We start from the raw sequence: 24,111 nt of genomic DNA, 5'->3' as shown, positions 1-24,111 counted from the left end.
GTCTAAATCGACCTTCTGCTCTCGCAGTATCCGGCTCTCAAGGTTCGCCGCGCCCCGCGGTGCCCGTGGGCCCCGCCGTTGCGCGAGGAGGTAATATACGCCCCTTGTCAGATCAGTGCAAGGTCAATGTGTACCTCCATAAACGGCGCACAATTATACTCCTTTTGCCCCGCGGCGCAACAAAAAAGAGGGGCCGTCCGCATGAAGCAGACGCCCCTCCCCCGCACGTGCAACTATATATAGCGTCTTGGAACAGGCTCGCGCACGAACTACTTGCGCACGATGCGAACGTAGCGCAGGCGCCCCGCCTGCAGAACGGCACCGTCGAGCTTGGCGCCCTCGATCTCGTACGTCTTGGCCGGCAAGGCCTCGCCCTCAAGCTTCACGCCACCGCCGTCGATGAGGCGACGGCCCTCCGACGCGCTCCCCGCAAAACCGACCTCCTTGAGCAGGGCGGGCAGGTAGACGCTTTCGCCCAGCTCGCAGGCGCGCTCCTCGATGTTCTCCGGCATGGCGTGGTCGCGGAACTGCGCGTTGAAGCGCTCCTCGGCCGCAGCACCCTCGCCAGCGCCGTGGTACATGTCGCACAGGGAGCGAGCCAGGCGGCGCTTCTCCTCGTTGGGGTTGAGCGTGCCCTCGGCAAGGCCTCGCTCGATCTCGTCGACCTCAGCCACGGCGATGGGAGATGCCAGGCGCATGTAGCGCACGATCATCTCATCCGGAATGGACATCGTCTTGCCGAACATCGTGTCGGCATCTTCGGTCAGGCCGACGTAGTTGCCGTAGCTCTTGGACATCTTGCGGACGCCATCGAGACCCTCGAGTAGGGGCATCGTTAGGCAGACCTGCGGCTCCATGCCCATCTTCTCCATGAGCTCGCGACCGGCCAGGAGGTTGAACAGCTGGTCATTGCCGCCCATCTCGACGTCAGCCTTGATCATGACAGAGTCGTACGCCTGCATGACCGGGTAGAGGAACTCGTGCAGGGCGATGGGCGTCTGCGCGTTGTAGCGCTTCGTGAAGTCGTCGCGCTCGAGAATGCGAGCGACAGTGAACTTCGAGCAAACCTCGAGCAGACGCTTGAGATCCATGCTGAGAATCCAGTCAGCGTTATGGCAGATCGTCAGCTTGGCAGGATCGTTATCGAGGATCTTGACGGCCTGCTCAACATACGTCTGGGCGTTGGCCGCGATCTGCTCGCTCGTGAGCTGGGGACGCGTGGAGTTCTTGCCGGAAGGGTCGCCGATAAGCGCCGTGCCATCGCCGATGATGAGCGTGACGTGATGGCCGAGGTCCTGGAACTGGCGCATCTTGCGCAGCGGGACGGCATGGCCCAGGTGCAGGTCGGGAGAGGTGGGATCTACACCGAGCTTGATGTTGAGCGGCCGGTCCTGCTCGAGCTTCTTGCGCAGATCGGCCTGCGGCACGATGTTCTGGGCGCCCGAGGCGATGATGTGCAGCTGCTCTTCGACGGGGGTGTTCAACGCAGGTTCCTTTCGATATCCGCGAGGCACGCCTGTGCGGCGGGCGTCGGTCCACAGACCCAGGCGCCCCTCTTATGGTGCGCTCAACTATAGGCACGGCACGTCTCTGGCATACGCAGGGACGCAGGCCCTCACATAATAGGGAAAAGCAGCCGCTCGTGTGCGCACAATTCAGCGAAAGCTATCGTCATGGCACGACCCGCCGACATCGTCACGTGAATCTCGACGCCCTATCCCACCTGTCAAGCCAAACAGTCTTTATATATAGTTAGCTTTCTAGCCCCTTCATGTAAAACGCCGGCCGCACACCCATCCCCAACCGGCAGTTTTCGTTCTTGCGCGATAATGGACGCTCCATCTTTATGTGGGAGGCCGCATGACCGCACGTACGCGCACAATCAAGAAAACCGCTCGCCCCCGCGTGGGCAAGTTCATCTTCCTGGGCGCTTTCCTCACCTGCATCGCCATGATGGTCGCCCTCGTCTCTGCGGGGTTCTCGCTTGCCCGCTCATGGCTTGAGGACCTGCCCAACTACCAGGACACCGACGCCTACCTGCTGGCCGAACCCACAAAGGTGCTTGACGCCAACGGCAATCAGCTCACGGAGTTCTATGCATATAACCGCATCCCGGTCTCGGTGGACCAGGTCAACAGGTATGTGCTCGACGGCACGGTCGACATCGAGGACGAGCGCTTCTATCAGCACGGCGGCGTCGACATCCAGGGTATCCTGCGCGCTGTCGTCGCCCAGCTCACCGGTGGCTCAGAGGGTGCGTCGACCATCACGCAGCAGCTCGTCCGCAACACGGTGCTCAAGAACGAGCAGTGGGAGAAGACGCTGAGCCGCAAGGTCCGCGAGGCGTTCATCGCCCAGGAGCTGGAGAAGATGTACTCCAAAGACGAGATCCTCATGATGTACCTCAACACCATTTACTACGGCGCCGGCTGCTACGGCATCGAGGCTGCTGCCGAGACGTATTTCGGCAAGACGGCCGCCGATCTGACGCTCGTCGAGGCCGCTACGCTCGTCGGCCTTCCGCAGTCCCCGACAAGCTACGACCCGACGCGCAACCCCGACCTGGCCGTCGAGCGCCGCAACCTCGTGCTCGGCAACATGCTGCGCAACGAGGACATCACGCAAGAACAGTATGACGAGGCAATCGCGACGCCCCTCGTGCTGAACTACACGCCCCACCAGGCATCCGGCGTGTCCGACTATCCCTACTTCGTCGACTACGTCAAGGCTCAGCTGCTCCAGCAGTTCTCGTACGACACGCTCAACCAGGGTGGTCTGACCGTCAAGACAACGCTTGACCCGACGATACAGAGCGCCGCGGAGGCCGCGTGCACGAACGTCGTGGGCTCCTCTGGCGACGACCTGCAGGCTGCGCTCGTCGCCATCGACCCCGACAACGGCTACATCAAGGCCATGGTCGGCGGCGGCGACTACAGCTTCCGCCAGTACAACCTCGCCACGCAGGCACAGCGCCAGCCCGGCTCGTCGTTCAAGACGTTTACGCTCGTGGCGGCCATTCAGGCAGGTGTCGACCCCAACACGCTCATCAACAGTAACTCGGGCGTCAGGGTTGGTGACTGGACCGTCAACAACATCAATGGCGAGAGCTGGGGCACCATCCCGATCTGGCAGGCTACAGAGTGGTCGTCCAACTCGGCCTACGTGCAGCTCATCGACGCCGTCGGCGTCCAGAGCGTCGTGGACGTCGCCCATGCTATGGGCATCACGAGTGAGCTCGATCCCGTGCCCTCGCTCACGCTGGGTACGTCCGGCACGACGGTGCTCGAGATGTCCAACGCCTATGCAACGCTCGCCTCGGGCGGTGTCTACCGTCCTGCCACCGCCATTGCCGAGGTCACGGATCGTCACGGCAACGTCATCTACAGCACGGACACGACGGGCACCCAGGCCATCAGCCCCTCCGTCGCCGCAGCGGCAACGAACGTGCTCGAGGGCGTCATCAATAACACGAACGATCCGTCGCGCACGGGCGCCTCGGCGGCCCTGTCGGTCAACCAGCCGGTCGCCGGCAAGACCGGCACGACGGACAACCGCACTGACCTGTGGTTCTGCGGGTACACGCCCCAGCTCTCCACCGCTGTGTGGGTTGGCTACCCTGACTCGGCCAACGAGACGATCTACTATCAGGGCGGCGAGACGTCCACGCTCCCCAACCCGATCTTCAAGCAGTTCATGGACGCGGCACTGCAGGGCCTTGCCCGCGAGGAGTTCCCCACGGCCGGCTCGCCCTCCTATCGCTACGACTGGTCGTTCTCGCTGGGGACCGGCTGGGCGCAGGGTACAAGCTCCGCTGCGTCCTCAAGCTCGACGACGAGCAGCGACACGACGGCGGATGAGAATGCCGGCGAGACGACGAGCTCTAACGAGTACAACGACTACAGCGGCGAGGGCGGCGACTACGCAGAAGACGGCCTCGGCACGACGACGACCGGCTAAGTCGCCCCTCCGTCTCATTTCTCCTTGATAGGCCTGCCATCCTTTCGAGGATGGCAGGCCTATCTTATGGAACGCGCGAATCTCTAATGCAAGCAAAGAGGGCGCCCGCCGCACCTTGTGCGACGAGCGCCCTCTTGTTGAGATCCTAATAGGCAGACCGCCGAAACTAGCCGATCACGAACGGCCGCCACGCCTCGTCGGACGCCTGGCGCTCCGTCGCACGGGAAAGCTGGGCGCGAACGGCCTCGTGGCCCGTGCCGCCTTCAGTCGTGCGGCGAGCGACGATGTTGTCGATGTCGAGCGCCTCAAGAGCGCCGTCGTCGAACAGCTCAGAGAACTGCCGGAGCTCGTCGACCGAGAGCGACTGCAGCGTGCGGCCCTGCTTTTCGCAGGCCAGCACGATGTGACCGATGACGGCGTGCGCTTGGCGGAACGGCAGGCCCTTGCCAACAAGGTAGTCTGCCAGATCCGTCGCAGCCATGAAGCCACCGTGGCTCCCCTGCCGCATGTTCTCGGGATGCACGTGCATCGTCGAGATCATGCCGGCACAGACGTGCAGGGCGTCAGCGAGCGTGTCCGTGGCATCGTACACGCACTCCTTGTCCTCCTGCAGATCCTTGTCGTAGGCGAGAGGCAGGCCTTTCATCGTCGTGAGCAGGCTCATGAGGTCGCCGTAGACGCGCCCCGTCTTGCCGCGCGTAAGCTCGGCAAAGTCGGGGTTCTTCTTCTGGGGCATGATGGACGAGCCCGTGGAGTACGTGTCGTCCATCGTGACGAAGCGAAACTCGTCCGTCGACCACAGGATGAGCTCCTCACACAGGCGCGACAGGTGCATCTGCATCATGGCGCACGCATAGAGCAGGTCGCAGAAGAAGTCGCGATCACTCACGGCGTCGAGCGAGTTGGGCGTCACGTCGGCAAAGCCGAGCTCGGCCGCTGTCATGCGGCGGTCGAGCGGGTACGTCGTGCCCGCAAGCGCCGCCGAACCCAAAGGGCAGGCGTCAGCGGCGTCGTAGGCAGCACGCAGGCGAACACAGTCGCGCGACAGCATCCAGTAGTAGGCCAGCAGGTGGTGCGAGAACAGCACTGGCTGGGCCTTCTGCATGTGCGTGTAGCCCGGCATGACGACACCGAAGTGCTCCTGAGCCTGTGCAAGCAGGGCCGCACGCAGCTCGAGGGCCTTGGCGTGCAGCTGGGCCGCCAGGTTGCGCGCAACGAGGCGGTCGTCAAGAGCCACCTGGTCGTTGCGCGAGCGGCCCGTATGCAGGCGGCCGCCCGCCGCGCCGATACGCGTCGTCAGCGAACGCTCGACGGACATGTGAATGTCCTCGTCGTTGATGTCAAACGCGAAGTCGCCGGACTTGATGTCGGCGGCCACCTCGTCCAGGCCCGCGCAGATGGCGTCGGCGTCAGCCTGCTCCAGCACGCCCACCTTGGCGAGCATGTGGGCGTGCGCCTTGGAACCGGCGATGTCCTCGGCCCACATGCGCTTATCGACAGGCAGCGACGCGCCGTAGCGCTGCAGGAACTCGGCCGGGTGTCCCTCGAAGCGCCCGCCCCACAGGGCGGTGTTTCCGCCCTGTGGGGAGCCCTCGGCCAACGGTGCCTGCATGTCCTTCTCGTTATCGACGCTCACGGCGCGGCGCCCTTCTCTGCGCAGGGTCGTAGCACTCACCAGCCACATAGTGCGACCAGCGGGTGTAGTACACGGCCAGCAGGATGACGAGCAGCAGGAACGCCGCGGGGATCGTCACAAACAGGCCGAGGTGCATGAGCATGATGGCCGAGGAAGATGACATTTAGATCTGCCCTTCGATGCCGGCCGCCTTGCGCTGCTTCGCCCACACCTTGCTCGGCAGGCCCCACTGGAAGATGAAACCGGCGGCAGAGTTGCGGTCGAACGTATCACCCTCGTCGTACGTGGCGAGGTTGTAGTCGTAAAGGGAGTTGGCGCTGCGCAGGCCCGTCACCGTGCACGTGCCCTTGACGAAGCGCAGGCGCACCTCGCCGGACACCGACTGCTGCGTCGCCTCGAAGAACGCGTCGAGTGCGAGCTTGAGCGGCGAGAACCACAGGCCGTAGTAGACGAGCTCCGCCCACTTCTGCTCGGCGCCAAGCTTGTAGTGCAGCAGCTCGCGCTCGAGGCACAGGTCCTCGAGGGCCTTGTGCGCCGTGATGAGCGCGAGGCCGCCGGGAACCTCGTAGCACTCGCGCGACTTGATGCCGACGAGGCGGTTCTCGATCTGGTCGAGGCGGCCATAGCCGTTCTTGCCAGCGATGACGTCAAGCTGTTCGATGACCTCGCGCACGCTCATCTTCGTGCCGTCGATGGAGCAAGGCTTGCCGGCCTCGAAGCCGACGACGACCTCCGTGGGCTCATCGGGGCAGTCGGCAAGGTCGCTCGTGATCTCCCAGATGTCCGACGGCGGCTTGTTCCACGGGTCCTCGAGCACACCGCACTCGATGGCGCGACCCCACAGGTTGTCGTCGATGGAGTAGGGCTTGCTCTTCTTGGCGCCGACCGGGATGCCGTTGGCCTCAGCGAAGGCGATCTCCTGCGGACGCGTCAGCAGGTCCCAGACGCGCACGGGGGCTATGACCTTGAGGTCGGGATCGAGCGCCTGGACGCTGACCTCGAAGCGCACCTGATCGTTGCCCTTGCCCGTGCAGCCATGTGCCACGTACGTCGCGCCGTACTTGTGGGCCGTCTCGACGAGCAGCTTGGAGATGAGCGGGCGCGACAGGGCCGACAGCAGCGGGTACTTGTTCTCGTACAGGCCGTTCGCCGCAATGGACTTCGCGCAGTACTCGTCGGCGAACTCGTCGCGCACATCGAGCACGAGCGACTCGATCGCGCCGCAGTCCAGCGCCTTCTTGCGCGAGAACTCGAGGTCGTCGCTGCCGTCCTGGCCGACGTTCACGAGCAGCGTGATGACGTCGAGATCCTTCTCCTTCATGAGCCACTGGATGCAGCAGGAGGTGTCGAGGCCTCCCGAATACGCCAGTACAACCTTCTCGCGTGCCATGTGGTGTCTCTCCTTCTGATCGAGATAGCAAGAACCGTATAGGTGGTGCGGTGTGCCTAGGCGCCCGATCGCAGGCGCTCGACGAGGTGCTCGAACTTCTCGCCCTCCTCGTTGCTCGACGTGATGACGAGGATCGTGTCATCGCCCGCCACGGAGCCGAGCACGTCGGAAAGCTCCGCCGAGTCGAGGGCGTCGGCCACGACCTGCGCCGCACCTGTGCTCACATGGATGACGACGAGGTTGTTCGCCCGGCGCACGTCGACGACGAGGTCGTGCACCATGCGCTGGAGGTGCAGGTCCTCTGCCAAGACGTACGTGCCCTCCGTCGGTAGCTTGCACAGGCCCATCTCGGCGATGTCGCGGCTGATCGTGGCCTGCGTGCAGGTAAAGCCCCGCTCGCGCAGGCTGTCGACGAGCGCCCGCTGCGTGCGGACGCCCTCGTTGCGCACGATGTCGCGAATGGCCTCCTGGCGGTCGCTTCGCTTCTTCTTCATGCGGCCGTCCTCCCCTCGCGCCTAGGCCCGATCAAGCGCTGCAAGCGCCTCGGCCGGAGCCGGCACGCCCATGAGCAGCGACATGACGGCCTTCTGCGCGTGGAGGCGGTTGCCGCCCTCATCGTAGATGACAGACTGCGGGCCGTCGATGACCTCGGGAGCGACCTCCTCGCCGCGATGCGCCGGCAGGCAGTGCATGAACAGGGCGTCGCCCTTGGCGTGGGCCATGAGCGCGGCGTCGACCTGGAAGCCCTGGAACGCAGCGAGGCGCGCATCATGCTCGGCCTCGTCGCCCATGGACGTCCACGTGTCCGTCAGCACGACGTCAGCGCCCTCGACGGCCGCGACCGGGTCGTTCGTGAGCTCGAGAACGGCACCCGTGCCATAGCGCACGGCAGCCTGCTGACACTCGGCAAAGACGGTCGGGTTGACCTCGTAGCCCTTCGGGGAGGCAACGCGCACGTGCATGCCCATGAGGGCGCCGCCCTCGAGATACGTGTTGGCCATGTTGTTGCCGTCACCGACGTACGTGAGCTTGAGGCCCTTGAGCTGACGGCCGTGCTCCATAATCGTCAGGAAGTCCGCCAGGATCTGACAGGGGTGGTAGTCGTCCGTCAGCGCGTTGATGACGGGGATGTCGCACCACTGGGCGAGCTCCTCGATCTTGGCCTGTGCAAACGTGCGCAGAACGACCGCGTCGACGAAGTGGTTCAGCAGGCAGCCCGTGTCCTTGATGGGCTCGCCGCGGGAGAACGCCGAGTGGTCGTCGGCCATGACAAGCGGGTGAGCACCGAGCCGGTAGGCACCGATCTCGAACGAGGAGCGCGTGCGAAACGAGGGCTTCTCGAGGATGATGGCAACGGCCTTGCCCGCCAGCGGAGCGCTGTGGTCGCCCGCCGCCCAGGCCGCCTTCTGGGCGACAGCCGTCTGCAGGGCGAGCTTCATCTCAAGCGGGTTGAGGTCGAGCAGGCGCAGCAGGTCGCGACCGGCCAGCGCCGTGGCTTCGATAGGGGCAGTCATGTGTGTGGGTACCTCCGTTCTGCGCGCATCGGAAGCCGGCCCCTCCGTGAAGAGACCGGCTTCGCTGCAATGCGCGGCGCCCTGAGAATATGACGTTCATCATAGGGCAGGCAACGGCGGCGTTTGAGCTGACTTTGCTTATAAAGCAGGCTATTCATGCAATCAAAACATTGGAATATGGCTGATTATGCATACTTGGCGTAATGCGGGAGGCAAGGAGCGCATCCATGCGCAGCCGTGCAGCCTGGCATCAGCGAGCATGCGCACGAGGATGGGCAAGATAATACTCCTCGCGGATGTGCTCCCGATCGACATGCGTATAAATCTGGGTTGTGGAGATGTCAGCGTGACCGAGAATCTCCTGCACGACGCGCAAGTCTGCGCCTCCGCTCAGCATGTGCGTCGCAAACGAGTGCCGCAGCGTGTGCGGGTGCAGGTGCGCGATACCCACCTGCAGGCCGCAGCGCTCGACAATACGGTAGACACTCTGGCGCGTGATGCGCTGTCCTCGCGCATTGAGGAAAACCGCGGCCGCGTCCGTCTGCGCCGCAGGGCGCCCCCGCGCCGCCAGTGACGCCCTGCCCTGGCCCACGTACGTCTCAAGTGCCGACGCCGCCGTGCCGACGAGCGGCACGAGGCGTTCCTTGCTGCCCTTGCCGAGCACCCGCACGAAGCCCTCGTCGAAGTAGACCTCGCCCATATCGAGCCCCGTGAGCTCGCTCACGCGCAGACCGCATCCGTAGAGCACCTCGAGCATGGCGCGGTCACGCTGGCCGACCGCGTCGGCAGGGAACGGCTGGTCGAGCAGCTCGGCAGCGCGCTCTATCGAGATGACGTCAGGCAGGCGCTCCGGCTTCTTAGGGAGCCGGACGTCAGATGTGGGCAGGCCGGGCGACATACCCTCGGCATACAGGAAGCGATGCAGGCCCTTGATGGCCGAGAGGGCGCGCTCGACGCTGCTCGCCGCGCGCCCCATGACGTGCAGGTGCGCGGCGTATGCCTCAACGTCAGGGCGCGTCACCTGGCGGATGTCGGACACGGCCCTCTCGTCGCGCAGCCAGGCACACCACGCCGCGAGGTCGCGACCGTAGGCAGCGACGGTGTTCTCGGAAGATCCCTTCTCGACGCGCAGGTAGGCGAGGTATTCGTTGACGTCGCGCGCGAACTCTGCAGGGACCGGAGGCAGCTGCGGAGGCCTAGGCATGGACGGTGTCGCCCCCCTCTCGGCAGGGTGCGGGGCATCCTGACCCGGAGACGTACGGAACCTGGCTGCGGCGCGCGGCCGCCTCGCGGGCGAGTACGAGACCGGCGGCGCAGGCACAGCGGAAGAACGCCGGATCCTGGGCAGGCGTACGGCCCATCGTCGTGACGCGCAGACCGCACGTCAGGGCACCGCTCGCTTCGGCACCGGGATTGAGAGGGACGTCGATGCGCTCGTGGCGAGCGGCGATGCCCGCCTCGAGAAGCTGGCGGTCGAGCAGGGCGGCCGCGTCGGTAGGCTCCAGCAAAGCTCGCCCGTCTGATACGAGAGGTTCGGCGACGAGGGGGTCCGGCACGGGCACGAGGGCCGGGGCGAGCGCGACGCGGCCAAGGGCAGTCGCCGCGTGGTGGGACAGGCCGAAGTGGCGCTCACGGGAGTCGGCAAACGAGACGCGCAGGGCAGCGATGGGGCGGGCGTTGACAGCGGCGCACGCGTTGACAGCCTCGCCCTGGGAGACGCCATCATGGCCGAACGCCGTTCCCGTGCCCACGATGCCCGGGCCCATGGAGACGACGGCGGCATCACAGCCCAGGGCCGCAACGGCAAGCAGGGCGGAGTGCAGGCTGACAGCCTCGTGTTCACCGCCCGCCGCCTGGCCGCACGTGAGCGTCGTCGCCAGGACGCCCGCCTGGCGCGCAGACCGACATATGTCGGACAGCGGCAACAAAAGAGTCGCCTCGTCCGTCATGACATAGGCGATGCGCAGGCTTGGGTCGGTGGCGTGAGCGGCGGCCGCGACGGCCATGGCCTGGGAGTGCAGCTCGCAGCAGGCCACAGGCAGCCCACGGCAGTCGTCCGCGTCGCGCAGGGCGTCGTGCAGCGGACTGCCCTGCTCCTCGACCGCGCGGACGTTGACCTGGCACGGCGCGTATCGCAGCTTCATGATGTGGCCGGGAGCCTGCCCCTCGGGCTGTAGGTCTCGACCATCAGCGGGCGTCACACACGTCACGACGTCCCAACCGCCGGTCCCCAGGGAGAGGTCGACAGCAGTGACGTTGAGCGCAACCCGGTCGCCGGGGACAGCCCGCCCCGTGAGCTGCGGGTAGTTGATCGCGCGGCGGAGGAGCTGCCCGACTGGACGGTCGTCGGCGCCTGGTGTCCCGGTGCTCAGACAGTCCTCGTACCGCGCGCACAGGGCAGCGCGCACTGCGGAACTGCGCCCGGGACACCAGGCGCCGCCGCCCTGCGCCACGCACTCCCCCGCCACGCAAGGCGCGTCCTGGCAGGCGGGCCCGGCGCCCGCGTGTGCAGAGGAAGAGGAAAGATAGTCGGACGCGCACACGTCAACGAGGAGCCGCTGGATACCTGCGCGCTCCTCGCTGACGTCGGTCACTATGCCGCGAATGATCCTCATGCGCCCGATTCTAGCAGGCCGCGCCTTCCGCCGCGCCGTCATGCTGCTTGACAGCAGCCGCAATGAAGTCGCGGAACAGCGGGTGAGCCTTCGTGGGGCGGCTCTTGAACTCGGGGTGGAACTGGCCGGCCACATACCACGGGTGGACGTCACGCGGCAGTTCGACCATCTCGACAAGGCGGCCGTTGGGCGACGTGCCCGACACGACGAGACCGGCCTCGACAAGCTGCGGGCGCAGGTCGTTGTTCACCTCAAAGCGATGGCGATGGCGCTCGTCGATGAGCTCGACGTTGCCGTAGGCCTGAGCGGCAAGCGTGCCCGGCACGAGCTTGCAGGGATACGTGCCGAGGCGCATCGTGCCGCCTTTGTCCGTGACGCTCACCTGGTCGGGCATCAGGTCGATAACTGGGTGCGTCGTCGCCTCGTCAAACTCGGTGGAGTTCGCGTCCTCCCAGCCGAGGACGTCGCGAGCGTACTCGCACACCGCCGTCTGTAGGCCAAGGCAGATGCCCAGGTAGGGCACCTTGTGCGTACGAGCGTAACGCGCGGCGCACATCTTGCCGAGGAAGCCGCGGAAGCCAAAGCCGCCGGGCACGAGGATGCCGTCTGCATCGCCGAGCACGGAGGCAGCGTTGTCATCGGTGAGGTCGTCGCCGGCCACGAGCTCGATGTCGACGTGCACGCCGTTGGCAACGCCTGCATGGTGCAGGGCCTCGATGACAGAGAGGTAGGCGTCGGGCAGCTGGATGTACTTGCCGACGACCTTGATCTTGACCGTCCCCTCGCAGCTGCGCATGCGCGTCAGGAAGTCCGTCCACGCGCTCATGTCGCTCGTGCGCGGGTCAAGGCCGAGGCGCTCGCACACCTTGAGGTCGAAGCCCTGCTCGGCCAGCATCGGCGGAACGTCGTAGATGGAGGGGCAGTCGGGGTTCACGAATACGGCGTCCTGATCGACGTCGCAGAACGAGGCGACCTTCGCGCAGATCTTCGTGTCGATCTCGTGGTCGGAGCGGCAGACGATGATGTCAGGCGAGACGCCCAGGCCGCGCAGCTCCTTGACGGAGTGCTGCGTCGGCTTCGTCTTGACCTCGTGCGACGCCGAAATGTACGGCACGAGCGACACATGGATGTAGCAGACGTTCTCGGGGCCGACCTCCTTGCGGAACTGGCGGATGGCCTCGATGAACGGCTGGGACTCGATGTCGCCGATCGTGCCGCCGATCTCCGTGATGACGACGTCGGCACCCGTGCGATCGGCCAGACGGTGGATGCGCGCCTTGATCTCGTCGGTGACATGCGGGATGACCTGCACCGTGCCGCCGAGGAAGTCGCCGTGGCGCTCGCGGTTGATAAGCGTCTGGTAGACGGAACCCTGCGTGACGTTGGACTCGCGCGTGAGGCTCTCGTCGATGAAGCGCTCGTAGTGACCCAGGTCGAGATCGCCCTCGTGACCGTCGTCCGTGACGAACACCTCGCCGTGCTGGAACGGGCTCATCGTACCGGGGTCGACGTTGAGGTACGGGTCCATTTTCTGCATGGTGACCTTGTAGCCGCGAGACTTGAGCAGGCGGCCCAGCGAAGCGGCCGTGATGCCTTTGCCCAAGGATGAGACGACGCCGCCGGTCACGAATATGTGCTTGGTCATGGGGAGGGATCCCGTTCCTTTCACGCGTTGATGGCCTGGCGTCTGAGCGAGCAATCCATTCGGGATCGCAGCCGCGCCTCGACACGCTTCAGTTACGGGATTTCAGTATATGCACGCCGCATGTCGGCTCTGTTACGCGCGCCCGCCGCGCACCGATTCATGGAAAGACGATATGGGAAGTGGGAACTAGGCCGCCCTCGCGTCCGCTCAGGAGTCCTTACGTTCGAACAAATCTATCAGCTCTTGGTGGCTATGGATGCCCAGCTTGGCGTAGACATGCTTGACGTGCGCCTTCACGGTGTTGCGCGAGACGCCCAGCGCGCCTTCGATGTGCTCGCGGTTGCGTCCGCGCGCCAGCATCTCGCAGACCTCTGCCTCGCGCGGCGTCAGGTCGTAACGCGCAGCAAGTTCGGAGCAGCGAGCGGCAAAGGCCTCCTCGCCCGCCCGCTCGAGGTCGACGTCGGGCTCGGGCGGCACAACGCCGGCAATCGTGCTCTCAAACGAAAAGCCGCGCAGGCCAAAGAGGGCATAGGCCACGAGCGCCAGCGTCACGATCGCCACAAGCATGGCAAGCTGTTCATGGCTTCCCGCCGCGTCAAGACGGTTCGCTGTCGTGCCGACAAACGCACCCAGCGTCGTAGCGATGCCCGACAGGCCTTGTCCCCACCCCATGATGGAGAGACTCGCCAGGCTATTGCGCCCCGCCAGGGAAACGAGCGTCGTATAGAGCAGGATGTTAAACAGCGACGTCCCCACCGTAAGCACGCTACTCGCAAGCGCGACGTTGTCAGACCCGCCGACGACAACGAGCAGAAAGCCCGCCACGAGGGCCAGCATGATGACGTTGACGAGCGCGTCGCCGAAGAACCTGCCCCGCACCACGAGCGTGACAAGCGCAACGGCAAGCATGAACGGTACGGCGAGGCCCCCGAACACCGGAGAGCCGCCCACCTCGCCGAAGCGCAGCGCAAAGCCGAACGCCATCTGGACGAGGATGAGGCAGACGTACAGGTTGCTCGTGAGCGGCAGATACGACGCCGGACGCGTAACGGAGAGCTCGGCGGCAGAAGGAGCGGAAGCGATGCCGGCAACGAGATTGGAGACGCTGCGGGCAGAAAGGACGATGGCAGCCGCAGCCGCCACGGGCAGCACGACAACGCAGGCAACCTGTGGCAGAGCGCGCATCGGTACGTCGAGGAGTTGCCCAAGCGAGAGGCCGCACGCAAGGCAAGCCATGGCCTGGGGCATCGGGAGGCACACGGCAGCGAAGGCCGAGCTCAGAGACGACCACCCTCGGCCCGTCGTAAACAGACAGGCCCCTACGATAAGCAAGGCGGGATGGCCCAGAGCGATGCCCACCCCCATGCCACCGGCGCCAACAACAAGGCATGTGACCATCGCAGCACACAGTGCCCTGCCGTTCAGCAAGGCAGGACGCACGAGCGAGACAAGGCCGACGCCGATGGCAAACAGCCCGCTACAGACGATGGAGATATCGCGCGCATAGGTGAACACGCCGTCAAACAGTGGGAACAGCGCGCGATTCATTAGCAACACCGAGAGACTCGCCAGCGCAACAGCCGCCATGACCCGCCAGCACGCAACGCTGCAAAACACGTCGCGCAGAAACGAAGGGAGTCCGGCAGGGGCAGGCGCATGCGTCTCCGGTTGGGCTACGGTCCGCTCGTCAGCCTCTCCCATGCATGCCCCTCTCCGCTCGTACTTCCAGAGCCGCGGCGAAGCGCACCCTGTACGGCTCGGCCGCGCTGCCGCCGTCAGGAGGATTGTAGCGTCTCGCGAACAGGTCGAAGCCGCAAACGCAAAGGGGCCGACCGCGACGCACGCGATCGGCCCCGCTTGCCTTGACGCACAAGCTCCGCAGGCCCCAGTCTAGGTCACGGATGCGAAGAGATTACTTCTCGCCGAGCTCCTGACCGAGGATGTAGGCCTCCGTCGTCGTGCGGCCGCAGGCAAGGCCCGTGAACAGGTTCGGGTAGCTCACGCAGAAAAAGCCGCCCGAGCAGTCGCCGATGGCGTACAGGCCCTCGATGGGCTCGTTGTCCTGGTTGAGCACCTGCATGTGCGTGTTGATGAGCAGGCCATCAAACGTGGCGAGGTGCCAGGAGCCCGTGCGCACGCCGTAGAACGGCGGCTGGTCGAGCTTCGTCAGGCGGTAGGACTCCTTAAAGTAGTCGGGGTCCTCGCCGGCGTCGCAGTAGCCATTGTACTTCTCGACCGTCGCCGTCAGGTTCTCCGCCGGGATGTTGAGCTTCTCGGCGAGCTCCTCGATCGTGTCGGCGACCTGGATGTAGCCGTCGTCGATGAGACCCTGGTTCATGTTGTTCCACACGACGTCGAACGGGATGTTGTTCTTGGCACCGTTGTCGAACGGGAACAGGCGGCAGCAGCCGACCTCGTTCATCTGCTCGGCCTTCTCCTTGGCGCCGGAGTCCCAGATGTCGACGTAGGTGTGCTGCGGCTGGCCCCACGCGCTGTGCAGCATGTAGTCGTAGGGGCCACTCTCGTTGCAGAAGCGCTCACCGTTGAGGTTGACCTTCAGGAACGGCTGCTCGCCGAACCAGAACCAGCGGCCCACGACGCCGTTGCCCGCCGTCTCCTCGGGCGTAACGCAGCAGCGGTTAAACAGGATGGACGTGCCGATCGGGTCCTTACGGGCGCCGAGCCACATGCCAGCCTTGATGCCCGAGCCATCGTCGGTGGAGCCAGACGTGCACAGGATGCGGCCGTCGAGGATCTCAGGCTGCAGCGCCTGCATCATCTCCGTGCTCGTGCTGTAGCCACCCGTCGCGAGCACGACGCCCTTCGAGGCGTTGATGCGCACGTAGTGGCCGTCGGTGGTGTCCTGGGCGATGGCGCCCGTCACCTTGCCGGACTCGTCAGCCTCGAGCTTGATAAGCGGGGTGGACCAGCGAACCTCGGCGCCGGCGTCGATGGCGGCCTGACGCATAACGGCCGTGTAGGAGTCCTCCTCGCCGGCCTGGTCCGTCGGCTGCGGGCTGTGGCCCGTGGCGTAGGCGCGATCGCGGCCCTCGCCGTCCTGGTTGCCGATGCCGCCCTCAAACTCCATGACGTACTTACCCGTGGCCTCGATCGTCTCGGCGACCCAGTCGATGGCCTCGCCCGAGCGCTGCGCCCACATCTTGATGAGGTCGTAGTTGCAGAAGCCGTTGGCGTAGCGGACGATGTCCTCGACGGCGTCCTTCTCGGAGAACTCGAACTCGGGGAACTCAGCGAACGAGGCCTGCTGCAGCTTGGAGTTCATGGCGCCGAGGTCCTCGCGCATGCTCTGAACGTTGTCCTGGCCATCGCGGTCGATGACGAGAACCTTGTTGCCGGCCTGAGCGGCAGAGAGGGCACACGGCACGCCGCCGGTAGCGAAGCCGCAGATGAGAACCTCGGTGTCGACCGTCTCGGTGATGTCGGACTCAGCAATCTCCGGAGCGGTGCCCAGCCAGTCGGGCGTCTCGGACGTCAGGGCGTCTAGGGCGCTCGCCTGCGAAGGGGCGGCAGCGAGGCCGGCGGCCGCGACGGAGGCGGCAGCGGTGACGCCAGCGGCGGCGATGAAGCTGCGACGAGACATCTCAGTGCTCATGGGGACTTCCTTTCGGGTGAGGGGACGCGCACCGTGTTTGGCGCGCTTAGGCGCCCCGGCAACGTACGTGTCCAGCTGCAGGAGCCGGACGACGCGCCGTAGCGGGCGTCGTACTTGACGACCCCCATGATGTGCGCGGCGGGGCGCTCCGGCAATTGCCCTGGCGGGGTAAGGAGGGCGGAGAGAGCAAGACTCGGAGGCCACCCGGCTATTACCCCGGGAGGGTAAGGGGACGTTGAGCTGCGGAAATAGCACGAAACTGCGCTGCGAGGCAGCTTCGAGGACAAAGAGCACGCACCTCTCCCCGCGCGGAGATACGGGCGCGCCGAGGTGGCACGCGGGACGCCTCACCCTCGGGGGTCACGGGGTGCGGGCGAAGAGGCGAGCCCGGATATAGGATGGGGGAACCGGGCCCACGCACCTCTCCCCGCTGGTCAAGTTTTTCGATTGTGCGAGGTCTTGCAAAAGGAGGTGCCGAAATTGTCCCCAATTTGCGGCTATGCAAGGTTTGCAGAAGGCATGCCGCCCGCACGCGGGAGAGGCGCACAAGGAAACCGCAGGTAGGAAGGTTGTGCAAGATGCGCTGCCCTCACCGCATGCGTAAACGGGTCGCGCAAACCTAGCACAACCGAAGTCCGCGCCCATTTTTGGAGGCGCGTTTTACAAAACCTCGCATAGCCGAAAGATTTGACCAGGCTGCCTCCGGGAGCAGGACCCGGAGAGCACATCAAGGGGCAGGTCAGATACGAAAGAACCCCCGAGCGTCGAAGCACTCGGGGGTTCTTGAAAGATCAGATGGTGGGCCGTCAGGGATTCGAACCCTGGACCTTGGGATTAAGAGTCCCCTGCTCTGGCCAGCTGAGCTAACGGCCCATCTGCTGGGGTGGGAAAAGGGGCTCGAACCCTCGACCTACGGAGCCACAGTCCGTCGCTCTGCCAACTGAGCTACTCCCACCATGCGCAGCCAGAAAATAATGCCCTACTCTCCTGCCGAGCGCAAGCATGAAGTTTCTCATCACAAAACGACCTCATGTCGGCGCCGCCCGGTCTTGAGGCCCGGGCCGCTACTCCCACCTCATGAGAGGCTGGCGGCTCACCAGATAGAACGCGCCTGCCGCCACGGCGAGCTCAACAGCCGCCACCACAAGCGTTCCGATCCAACCCAGGACGCTCGCCGCAAAGAAGCCCATCATCGCAACGACCATTCCGACCACCATGGTCACTATGACGGAGAAACCGCGCTTGACCGGCTCGTACGGCGTTGTCCAGTCAAAGCGGGGGCGCAGCGCGTCAAGCGTCAGGCCCACCGACGCCGCGAGCACGCCCGATGCCAGTGGCGCCACGATCATCGCGACAGCCTGCAGCACATCTGCGCCCAACGCCAGTGCGCACAGCGCGCCGCCCACAAGCGCCGTCGGAACAGAGAGGAGAATCCCGAGCGCCATCTTGGATCCCAGCACCGTCGCCGAGCTGAGCGGCGCGCTCTGAACGAGCCAGCGCGCCGAGCCCTCGAGCGACACCGAGGCCGTCGTCGGCGACGCTATGCCAAGACAGAACGCCAGCGCCCACGGGGCGACGTCCGCAACGAGCGGGGCAAGCTCCGGAGGAAGCATGCCATCAAGACCGCCCGTCAGTCGCCCGATGACGGCAGCGACGCCTGCAACAAGGGCGAGAACGTACCCGATGCACGTGTTGAGCAGATAGGCGGGCGTCGTCACGAGAAGGCGCGCCTCCTTGCCCGCAAGCGCCCACAAAGGCCGGCGCACGCACGATCCCTTGACATGCCCTCGCGCCGCCGCGTCCTCAAACGAGAACGCCGCATGCGGTCGGCTCGACATGAGCGCCTCGTTTACAGGCACGAACACGCGCACGAGCACGGCAACAAGCGCCACCGCGACAGCCAGCGACACGACAGCGAACAGCAGAAGCGCCCCCGCGTCGCCCTTCATGACGGCGGCAGAGGCCCACCTCGCAGGGGCATACACCCCGAGTGCCCCCGACAGGGCGGCAGCCTGCTCCGCAGCGAGTCCGACGACGCCGGCGTGCGCAGGGTCCGCGCCCATGCCCCTCAAGGCAAACGACCCGATGACGATCCCCACGACGAGCAGCATGCCCAGTACGCCCATGGCAACGCCGGCCCGCCGAAAGCGCGTCGACACGACCGCGACGAGTGCCGCAAGCGCCACCGAAACGGCGAGGGGGATAACGGGCGCTAGCAGCACGACGAGCACCCCGACGAGGATGAGTTCCCCAAGTCCGACGCCCACGGCGCCGACGCAGGCAAGCACAACAAGCGCTGGCGTAACGATGAGCGCGTTGAGCACGACGGCCATCGCATAGAGCGAGGCGATGCGCGACAGCACGACGACAGGACGCGCGATAGGCAGCGCCATGACCAGGTCGTAATCGCGAAACGAGAACAGCAGGCCGCCCGCCTTTGGGAAGGCGGCACAGGCACCGGCAAGTGCCCCGACCTCGATGACCAGCAGCGGCACTACCTCGGTTGCCCCCATGGTCACGAGGCCGAGCGACAGCATCACAACATACAGCACGACGACCGCACACAAGATGGCGATGGCAACGCCCGCCAGCACCATTCCAACGAGCGCCTTACCCGGCTTGGTGTGCAGCGCGCGATTCAAACCGAACAGGCCGAGCACCTGGACCTTGAGCAGCAGCAGGAACGACTTCATCGCCGTACCCCCTTGCGGCCGAACGGACTCGTGCGACTTGCATCGCGCGTACCCTCTTCGTGGCCTGTGCCCTCGTTGAGCATGTCGAGGAAGACGTCCTCGAGGCTCTCGTCGCCCACGACCTGGGCCGTGGGCCCCACGGCGCGCACCTCGCCCGCCTTGATGATGGCGACCTTGTCACATAGCTTCTCAACCACTTCGAGCACGTGACTGGAGAAGAACACCGCCGAGCCGCGGTTCACGAGCTCGCGCAACATCTCGCGCACCGTGTGGGCCGCCGCCGGATCAAGGCCGACGAACGGCTCGTCGAGCACAAGCAGCTTGGGCTCGTGCAGCAACGCCCCGATGAGCACGAGCTTCTGGCGCATGCCGTGTGAGTAGGACGAGATGAGGCTCCCGAGGTCGGCGACGAGCCCGAGTCGCTCGGCATATCCCTCGATGCGAGAACGCCTCAGATCGGCCGGCACGCCGTAGACGTCTGCCATGAAGCGCAGGTACTGGATGCCTGTCAGGAAGTCGTAGACATCGGGGTTGTCGGGTACGTACGCGCACAGACGCTTGCACGTCAGCGCATCGGAGCGCATCGGAGCGCACGGAGTGGCCCGCGATGTGGATGTCGCCCTCGTCGAAATCCGCCACTCCGACGATGGCGCGAATGAGCGTCGTCTTGCCTGCGCCGTTGTGCCCGACGAAGCCGAATATGTCGCCGGGCAGGACCTCGAGCGAGACGTCGTTGAGTGCACGCTTGGTACCAAACGCCTTGCTGACATGCGCAACGCTCAAGACAGGGGCCTTCGTGCTCTGGGATGTAGCTGCCGTCATGGTGTGGGTCATGGGCTCCTCCTCGGCAGATGGCGTACTATGCGCAAAGCCGCATTTGTTATAGATATACTAGAACAAATAGCATACGCATGCAAGGCCGGGGAGAGACGCCTGATCCGGATGCCGGGCGAGAGGCCATGCGTGTGGGGGTCGCCGCCCTCTTAGCGAATGACCGTCGGTGAGCCGTTCGTAGGATCGGACGCGCCGTCAGAGGCGGGCTCGCCAGGCTCGACCTTGCGCCGTGCGAACACTGAGGCAGCACGGCCAACCCAGGAATCCGTCGTTGCCTTAACAGAGGACTTCACGGACTCCCAGGCAGCGTCACGAACCTGACCGGCCTTCTCGCCCACCATGCGCATGGCCTCGCCGTAAAAGCCCGTCTCCTTCATGAGCGACAGCGCCTCGCCATACGACGCGCTGCGAGCCTGGGCGGCCGTGCTCGGGCCCTCCTCTTCAAGCAGGTAGCGCTTTGTGATGACGCCGATGCGGTACGTCGTGAACGCGTTGACGATACCCTGCGTCGTCGAGGCGACGAGCACGCCCGGGAGCTTTGCCGTCGCCTGGCCGAGCACGGCAGGGAGCAGCTCCTCGAGGTCAAGCTCCTCTATGCCGCCAGCGAGCAGCCCCGCCCCAAGCACGCGCACGTACACGCGCGCAAGCTGCGGTGTCGTCGGGCGAAAGCCGCACTCTTCAACGATGGAACGCACGAGGTTGGCGTTGAGAGCAAGCATGGACAGCGCGTCGGCCACGGCCGTCTGCGAGATGGCCGTGGCGGCGCATGCACTCAGAGCCGCCTTCTTGATGCGCACGTCCATGCGCGGCACGCAAACTTCGCGATATAGGGCGATAAGCTGTTCGTCACAGGCCTCCCCCGCCTGCAGTGCCGCGTCAAGTCGGGTGCGCTGCTCGTCGCCGAGCGTCACGTTCTCGCGCAGGTTGGCAGCGAGTCGGCGGCACCAGCGCATCTTGGCGCGGCCTTGCTCGTCGCGCAGGCGCCAGAGCGCGAACACCGGCCGGGACGCGACGCGAGCGATCGGCCAGACGATGCCGAGCGCCACTAGGGCGACGAGCAGGACGTAGTACAAGACACCGAGCACGATGTTCGCCCGTGTGAGTCGGTCGCCGATGTCGAGCAGGCCGCTCAGCAGGCCCAGCGCCACGAGGGCGGCAACACAGACGGCGCCCGCGACAAAGGGGAGACGGGAGCGCAGCTGGGATGCGCGCTGGTCCTCTGGGCCTGTCATGGGCGCCTCCTTCGCTATGCCATGTGCCGCGCGCCGCGTCGCAGGGGCTGAGGCGCACTCGCCATACCGTTGATGATGTGGAACTGTCCCGTGGCCGCCGCACGCTGGGCCGCCGACTCGTGGCGATGCTCGAACTCGTCCTGGACGAGGTAGTCGATGTATGCCGGCGAGAGCGGCGACGTCTCGTAGAGGTGCGCGTCGTCACGCTGGCCGGCAGGCACGGGCAGTTGCTCGTTGGGACCATACACCGCAGGGATGGAAACCGTCGACGCGGAGCTGGCAGGCAGCGTCGCAAACATGCCTGTCTGTCCCAGAGGAGCGGCGTCAGCCGCCGCGACGGGCCAGACGCCGCTCGCGTCGGAGCCCACGCCGTCCCAGGCAAGCGTGCCCTGCGTCGGGGCGGGGCCAACGGGCTGCACGTCGCGCGCGTCCCATGCGCCCGTGTCACCGATGGCCGGCACGTACGTCGAGCGGCCGGCTTCGTCGCGCATGCGCGGCGCGGGAGCGGCGGAGGCATACGACGGGGCAGCCGGTGCGGCATAGACGGGCACGGGGACGTTCACGGGAGCAGGCGCGGGAGCGGCGTACGGCAGTGGCGAGGCAGGAATGTATGCGGGCTTCTGGGCCACGGGCGCGACGCCGTAGCGCTGCGGGACGGGAGCTGCCGCGTGGGCGCTGCGATACTGCGTGGAAGTTGAGCTCACCGGCGTCATGCGCGTCGTCGGCATGTACAGCGGATCAACGAGGTCACCGATCTCGGGCACGACATGGGACGACGCGGCGGGCGCAGGCGCGGCACGCTGGATCTGGGGGACATCCGCGTCGAACGACTTTGTGCGGGCACGCGAGCGCTGAGAAGCGAAGCGACGGGCCGGTGCGACCGAGGGCGCCATGTCGGCGCGAGGATCGACAAGCGGCACCGACAGGCTCGAGACGCGGCGCTGGGGCACGGCAACAGGCATCGGCTCGGACGCAGCCGGCGCGCTTGCAGGGGAAACCGCCGCCATCGCGGCTGTGCTGCCCAGACCTGCGGGGGCCGGCGCGTCGGAGAAGCCATCGAGGCCGGACGCGTTTCCGAGCTGGTGCAGGGAAAGCGCACGCTCGATTTTCGCGCGCTGAGCGGCGTCGCGCAGCAGGGGCGCCACGCGTGCAGGCGTCGAGGGGCCCACGACAGGCGCAACGTAGGGGGCGACGCCCGTCCCCTCCGCCGCAACGGGCGTGCGCGGCATCGTCGAGCGCGTGAGGCGCAGGTAGGCATCCGTGTCGCCTGACGTCGAGTCAAGCGAGGGAGCCGACGCGTTGCCCTCCCCCGGCGCACCCTGCGCAAGCTCGGCAAGCGCCAGGGCGCGCCAGTCGCCAACGCCCTCAAGCGGGTCGTCGAGCTCGTCGCCGGCACCGCTGACCGAGGCCGGCTCGAACGCGTCGAGCCCAGACAGGTCCGTTCCCGACGAAGAAGGCTGCTCGGCATGGCGCGAGACATAGTGGGCAGGAGGCATCTCGCCCGCAACCGGGGGCATGTTCGTCAACGTGTCCATCGCACCCTCCGGCGCCGCGGCATGCGTGCCGCCGCGCGGGCCGTCGTCATCAGGGTCGGGGCCTTCGTCGCCCGCATCGGCCGCCGCGCTGAACGACAGCGCGAGACGCTCAAGGTCATCCAGGTCGTCGGACTGGTCCGCAGGCACGGAGGCAGACACCACCGCAGGAGCGGGCGTCACGGCGACGGTGGACTCAGGCGAGGCCGTGACCTGCGTCGCCTGGGCCGACTCCGAGCCGTTGGGCGTCAGCGCAAGGAAGGCCTCCGTCGGCAGATCCGTATCGAAGCCCTTCGGCGCAGGCGCAACGATGGGAGCAACGGCCCCCGTCGTCCCAGGCGCCACGCTCGAAATCGGCGTGGAAACGACGCCCGGCATCACGCCGGGAGCAGGAGAGATCTGGCCCGTGGAGCCGAGGTCGATGACCGGAGGCGTCGCCTGTACGGGAGGCACAACGACGGCTCCGGGCTGCTCGGAGGAGCCGCCCACAGCGCGGCGCAGGCCAAAGAACACGCCCACCGCCACAGCGGCAGCTGCCACGCCGACGCCCGCCCCGAGCGCATACGGAAGGATGGGCAGCGCCTCTCGCTCGGGCTGAGCGTAGCCACTGTAGAGGTTCGTGCCCGCCAGGCCGGCGTCAATGTTGTGTGCGAGCTCGGAGACGGTCTGGCTCACCTCGGATGTCACGCGCGCGCGTTCCTGGGCGTTGAGCTGCTCCAGAGCCGCAGCGCCCGACGTCGCGGCGGAGGCGGTGCCGTCGGCACCCAGCGTCACGAAGCTCACGGCAGAGATGTCGACGCCCTCGGGCAGGGCAAGCGAGAACGCGCCCGCTTCGTCGGCGGCAGTCTCGCCAAGCACGCTGCCGTCAGCCGCCAGCGCCTGTACCGTCGCGCCGGCCAGCGCAGTGCCGCTCACGACGCGATCCGTAGCCGACCAGCCCGTGACCGCAGGCGCAGGCACGACGACGGCCTCGGCTGCGGGGTCCGCCGTGACCTGCTCGGCCTCCGCGGCGTTGGGGTCAGCGAAGGCGTCAGGCGATGCCGCAACAGAACCCGTGGCGCCGTCGGGATAGGTCTCGTCATATGACGGCACGTAATCGGGCGTCTCCGTCGTGTCGGCGGGGTCGTAGTACGTGTCATCGCCCGTGCCAGGATCGACGACCTCGCCTCCTCCGTCGTTGCCCTCGTTATCGATGGGAGGCATCACCTCGCCACCGTCGTCCACGCCGCCATCACCTGAGCCGCCCGTGTCACTGCCGTCCATCGCCGGGGCATCTGGATTCCACCCGATAGGAGGCGCGTCCGTCGCATGGGCCACGGGCACCATAGCCGCGCTCAGCAGCGCAGCCATGCCCGCAGCGCACACACAGGCCCGAAAGCCATCGCGCGGCATCGCGTCGGAGCGCGCCTCGAAGTGCAGCGGCGTCGCGAAGTGCTGTCCCGTCGTCATC

At 66.1% G+C, this 24,111-nt stretch carries 15 protein-coding genes, 2 tRNA genes and 1 pseudogene; 1 reads left to right on the top strand and 17 read right to left on the bottom strand.

The features are described 5' to 3' along the window. Nucleotides 1-269: 269 nt before the first annotated feature. On the bottom strand, nucleotides 270-1,460 hold the full coding sequence (locus tag KHZ24_04060; protein ID MBS5450371.1) for a tyrosine--tRNA ligase: 1,191 nt from the start codon (nucleotides 1,458-1,460) through the stop codon (nucleotides 270-272). Nucleotides 1,461-1,860: 400 nt separating this feature from the next. Between KHZ24_04060 and KHZ24_04055 the strand changes: the two genes are divergently transcribed. Further along, entirely contained in the window at nucleotides 1,861-3,957 is a 2,097-nt protein-coding gene (locus KHZ24_04055; GenBank protein MBS5450370.1) for a PBP1A family penicillin-binding protein, read from the top strand. 166 nt (nucleotides 3,958-4,123) lie between these two features. Here KHZ24_04055 and argH read toward each other — a convergent pair whose 3' ends face one another. The 16 genes and pseudogenes from argH to KHZ24_03975 all read right to left on the bottom strand — a co-directional run bounded on the left by argH (nucleotide 4,124) and on the right by KHZ24_03975 (nucleotide 24,110). Next, nucleotides 4,124-5,569, bottom strand: coding sequence for an argininosuccinate lyase (gene argH, locus KHZ24_04050; protein MBS5450369.1), 1,446 nt, complete (start codon nucleotides 5,567-5,569; stop codon nucleotides 4,124-4,126). Nucleotides 5,570-5,579: 10 nt separating this feature from the next. After that, nucleotides 5,580-5,756, bottom strand: coding sequence for a hypothetical protein (locus tag KHZ24_04045; protein ID MBS5450368.1), 177 nt, complete (start codon nucleotides 5,754-5,756; stop codon nucleotides 5,580-5,582). Next, nucleotides 5,757-6,983, bottom strand: coding sequence for an argininosuccinate synthase (locus tag KHZ24_04040; protein MBS5450367.1), 1,227 nt, complete (start codon nucleotides 6,981-6,983; stop codon nucleotides 5,757-5,759). It abuts the gene before it with no gap. A gap of 56 nt (nucleotides 6,984-7,039) precedes the next feature. Further along, nucleotides 7,040-7,477 (bottom strand): arginine repressor, encoded by a 438-nt coding sequence (gene argR, locus KHZ24_04035; protein ID MBS5450366.1) that lies wholly within the window; start codon nucleotides 7,475-7,477, stop codon nucleotides 7,040-7,042. A 21-nt stretch (nucleotides 7,478-7,498) separates the two neighbouring features. Then, a complete protein-coding gene (argF, locus tag KHZ24_04030; protein ID MBS5450365.1) occupies nucleotides 7,499-8,497 on the bottom strand; it encodes an ornithine carbamoyltransferase in 999 nt (332 codons plus the stop codon). Nucleotides 8,498-8,747: 250 nt separating this feature from the next. After that, entirely contained in the window at nucleotides 8,748-9,701 is a 954-nt protein-coding gene (locus KHZ24_04025; protein MBS5450364.1) for a tyrosine recombinase XerD, read from the bottom strand. After that, the gene (locus KHZ24_04020) at nucleotides 9,694-11,112 is read right to left on the bottom strand and encodes a DUF3866 family protein (protein ID MBS5450363.1); all 1,419 of its coding nucleotides are present in this window, start codon (nucleotides 11,110-11,112) and stop codon (nucleotides 9,694-9,696) included. The genes KHZ24_04025 and KHZ24_04020 overlap by 8 nt, the downstream gene beginning before the upstream one ends. 10 nt (nucleotides 11,113-11,122) lie before the next feature. Next, entirely contained in the window at nucleotides 11,123-12,757 is a 1,635-nt protein-coding gene (locus KHZ24_04015; protein ID MBS5450362.1) for a CTP synthase, read from the bottom strand. A gap of 207 nt (nucleotides 12,758-12,964) precedes the next feature. After that, entirely contained in the window at nucleotides 12,965-14,458 is a 1,494-nt protein-coding gene (locus KHZ24_04010) for a helix-turn-helix transcriptional regulator (protein MBS5450361.1), read from the bottom strand. Between the two features lie 211 nt (nucleotides 14,459-14,669). Then, a complete protein-coding gene (locus KHZ24_04005; GenBank protein MBS5450360.1) occupies nucleotides 14,670-16,370 on the bottom strand; it encodes an FAD-binding protein in 1,701 nt (566 codons plus the stop codon). Between the two features lie 796 nt (nucleotides 16,371-17,166). After that, a tRNA-Lys gene (locus tag KHZ24_04000) sits at nucleotides 17,167-17,243 on the bottom strand. Between the two features lie 6 nt (nucleotides 17,244-17,249). Then, a tRNA-His gene (locus KHZ24_03995) sits at nucleotides 17,250-17,325 on the bottom strand. 109 nt (nucleotides 17,326-17,434) lie between these two features. Beyond that, a complete protein-coding gene (locus KHZ24_03990) occupies nucleotides 17,435-19,063 on the bottom strand; it encodes a hypothetical protein (protein MBS5450359.1) in 1,629 nt (542 codons plus the stop codon). Continuing rightward, a pseudogene (locus tag KHZ24_03985) lies at nucleotides 19,060-19,885 on the bottom strand (ABC transporter ATP-binding protein). Before KHZ24_03985 ends, KHZ24_03990 begins: the two are co-directional and overlap by 4 nt. Nucleotides 19,886-20,046: 161 nt before the next feature. Beyond that, the gene (locus KHZ24_03980; GenBank protein ID MBS5450358.1) at nucleotides 20,047-21,129 is read right to left on the bottom strand and encodes a DUF697 domain-containing protein; all 1,083 of its coding nucleotides are present in this window, start codon (nucleotides 21,127-21,129) and stop codon (nucleotides 20,047-20,049) included. 14 nt (nucleotides 21,130-21,143) lie between these two features. Next, nucleotides 21,144-24,110, bottom strand: coding sequence for a hypothetical protein (locus KHZ24_03975; protein ID MBS5450357.1), 2,967 nt, complete (start codon nucleotides 24,108-24,110; stop codon nucleotides 21,144-21,146). Between the last annotated feature and the right edge of the window lies 1 nt (nucleotide 24,111).

The organism is Coriobacteriia bacterium (assembly GCA_018368455.1).
Lineage (GTDB): Bacteria > Actinomycetota > Coriobacteriia > Coriobacteriales > UMGS124 > JAGZEG01.
Note: the sequence above shows the minus strand (reverse complement) of the source record. Positions and strands in the feature narration are given on the sequence as shown.